The organism is uncultured Microbacterium sp., from assembly GCF_963521695.1.
GTDB lineage: Bacteria > Actinomycetota > Actinomycetes > Actinomycetales > Microbacteriaceae > Microbacterium.
In genome coordinates, this window is the sequence record NZ_CAUQWC010000352.1 from 1 (window position 1) to 2,526 (window position 2,526).

The 2,526-nt window shown below is 71.6% G+C and carries 3 protein-coding genes; all 3 read right to left on the reverse strand.

Annotated elements, in window-relative coordinates:
* On the reverse strand, positions 1-687 hold a 687-nt coding region (locus tag RWP81_RS16265; RefSeq protein ID WP_314457867.1), incomplete at its 3' end, for a glycosyltransferase.
* A 94-nt stretch (positions 688-781) separates the two neighbouring features.
* Positions 782-1,105: a WhiB family transcriptional regulator gene (locus RWP81_RS16270; protein WP_055958404.1), complete on the reverse strand. Its 324-nt coding sequence runs from the start codon at positions 1,103-1,105 to the stop codon at positions 782-784.
* Between the two features lie 144 nt (positions 1,106-1,249).
* Positions 1,250-2,410: a mannose-6-phosphate isomerase, class I gene (gene manA, locus RWP81_RS16275; protein WP_314457870.1), complete on the reverse strand. Its 1,161-nt coding sequence runs from the start codon at positions 2,408-2,410 to the stop codon at positions 1,250-1,252.
* Between the last annotated feature and the right edge of the window lie 116 nt (positions 2,411-2,526).

Here is a 2,526-nt window from a genome sequence, read left to right on the forward strand (position 1 = left end):
ACCGCGGGCCATGGCCGCGACGCCGTCACCGGCGACGGCGACCCGGGCGGCGGGGACAACGGCGACCAAGCGAGCACCCAATCGTGCGCGGACCCCCAGGTCGAGCCCCTCGTCGGCACCGCCGAGGGCGGGATCGAGTCCGCCGAGCGCGGTCCAGGCCTCGCGCCGCACGAGGACTCCGCGCACATCCGCGCCGAGCACGTCGGATGCCCGATCGCGCTGACCCTGGTCGAGCTCGCCGGCGACGAGGTCGACGGTGGCGCCGTAACGATTCATGCTCACGCCCAGGGAGCGGATGACGTCGCGATCGTCCCAATCCACGAGCTTGGGGGCCGCCACCACCAGCGGCGGCGAGAGTTCGAGGGCGCCCGCGAGGCCTTCGAGCGCCTCGGGATCGGGGGCGGTGTCCTGCGCCAGCAGCCAGACCGCATCGCCCGTCAGACGGGGGGTGGCCAGCGCCGTCGCCGTGGCGAACGACGTCCCGGCGGATGCCGTGATCACGCCCTCGGCTCCCGACCCGGCCGCCAGGCGGGTGAGTTCGGCGTCGGGGCCGCACAGCACGATGGTGAGGGCGTCGACGCGACGGGTCTGGGCCGCGAGGGCCGAGAGCGTGCGCTGAAGATGGTTCGCCGCGGGAGTGCGTCCTTCGGGACGCACGACGAGGATGGCGTGTACACGGTCGGGCATGACGCGGATCAGCCTAAGTCCGCCTTCGCACGATCGCGGACGCCGCGCCGTCGGCCGCCGGATCGCTCACGCGCGCAGCGGGGAGGCGTACGACTCAGGCGCGACGCTTGAGCTTGCGGCGCTCGCGCTCGCTGAGGCCGCCCCAGATGCCGAAGCGCTCGTCGTTCTGCAGGGCGTACTCGAGGCACTCGCTCTTGACGTCGCATGAGGTGCAGATGCGCTTGGCATCGCGGGTCGATCCGCCCTTCTCGGGGAAGAACGCCTCGGGGTCGGTCTGCGAGCAGAGCGCATCGGTCTGCCACGCGAGGGTGTTCTCCTCGGTCGTGTCGATGTCGCGGCGAACGCCGGGAACACCGAGGTCGACCGGGTCTACGAACCAGTTGTCCGGAACACCGGACCGGTACTGCGACGTCGCCATATCATCCTCCCCCTCGTTCGAGCCCCCATGACGCGGCCTGCACGTAGGGATAATTACACCCGTGTGATTCGGATGAGTCAAGTCGCGGATCGTAAACCCTCAAGGGCGACCTGAACCTTCAGGACACGCCACGGCGTGTCGCGGTCACGCCCCCGGCATGGCGACGAAGACCTCGCCGGCGCCGTCGCTCGTCAGCGGCGACTCGTCGGGGGTCAGCAGCGCCGCCTCGCCGGGAGCGAGGGTGACCGCTGCGCCGGACGCACCGGTCAGCGTCGCCGATCCCGCCACGCCGAGGGCGATCGCGACGCCGCGCAGGTCGAGACGCGCCTCCGCACCCTCGGCGAGGTGCCCCAGCGCAAAGTCGGCGATGCCCGGGGCGAAGACCTCCGCGTCCCCCGCCGGCATCGGACGCAGGAAGGGCGGCTCGGCCGGACGGAAGTCGACGAGGGCGAGCAGTTCGGCCACGTCGATGTGCTTGGGCGTCAGGCCGCCGCGCAGCACATTGTCGCTCGCCGCCATGATCTCCACGCCCAACCCGGCGACATAGGCGTGCAGGACGCCGGCCGGCACGAAGATCGCCTCGCCCCGGCGCAGCTCCACGAGGTTCATCAGCAGCGCGACGACGATCCCGGGATCGGCCGGATACGCCGTGTGCAGCGAACGGGTCAACTCCAGCTCGGGGCCGAAGGTGGAGGATTCGGCGGATGCCGCGGCATCCACGATCTGTGCGATCTCGGCCGGATCGGCCTCGCCGAGCAGCCAGCCGATGCTCGCGCGCAACGCGTCGGCGGCGTCTCCCCCCGACAGGTGCGCGCGGAGCGTCTCGACGGCGGGCGCGTCGCCGAGGGCATCGACCAGGGCGCGGGTGCGTGAGATGTCGCGCAGGCCCGCGAGCGCGGTGAAGGTGTCGCTCAGGGCGACGATCACCTCGGGCTTGTGGTTGTCGTCCTTGTAGTTGCGCGATCCCGCGTCGCGCGGGACACCCGCGGCCTCTTCACGGGCGAATCCCTCGATGGCTTGCTCCTTGGAGGGGTGCACCTGGATCGACAGGGGCGCACCCGCGGCGAGAAGCTTCAAGAGGTACGGCAGCTTCGCGGGTACGTCCTGCTCACCGGCGACGGCGGGCAGCCACGCGTCGAGCGTGCGGTCGGTGCCGTCGTGCACCACGGCCGGCGAGCCCGGGTGATCGCCGAACCAGACCTCGGCTTCGGGGGCGCCGCTGGGCTCGCGCCCCTCGAGGTCGGCGATGAGCGTCGGGCTGCCCCAGGCGTAGTCGCGGGGCGTGTTCGAGATCGCAACAAGCACGGGCGTCAGCATAGTGCGAGCACCGAACACGCCCCGGATGCCGACGGGTAGCCTGAACCCAGCATGGCGATGTACACGAACCACCCCGTGTCGGCGCTGCCGACGGCGCCCCCGCG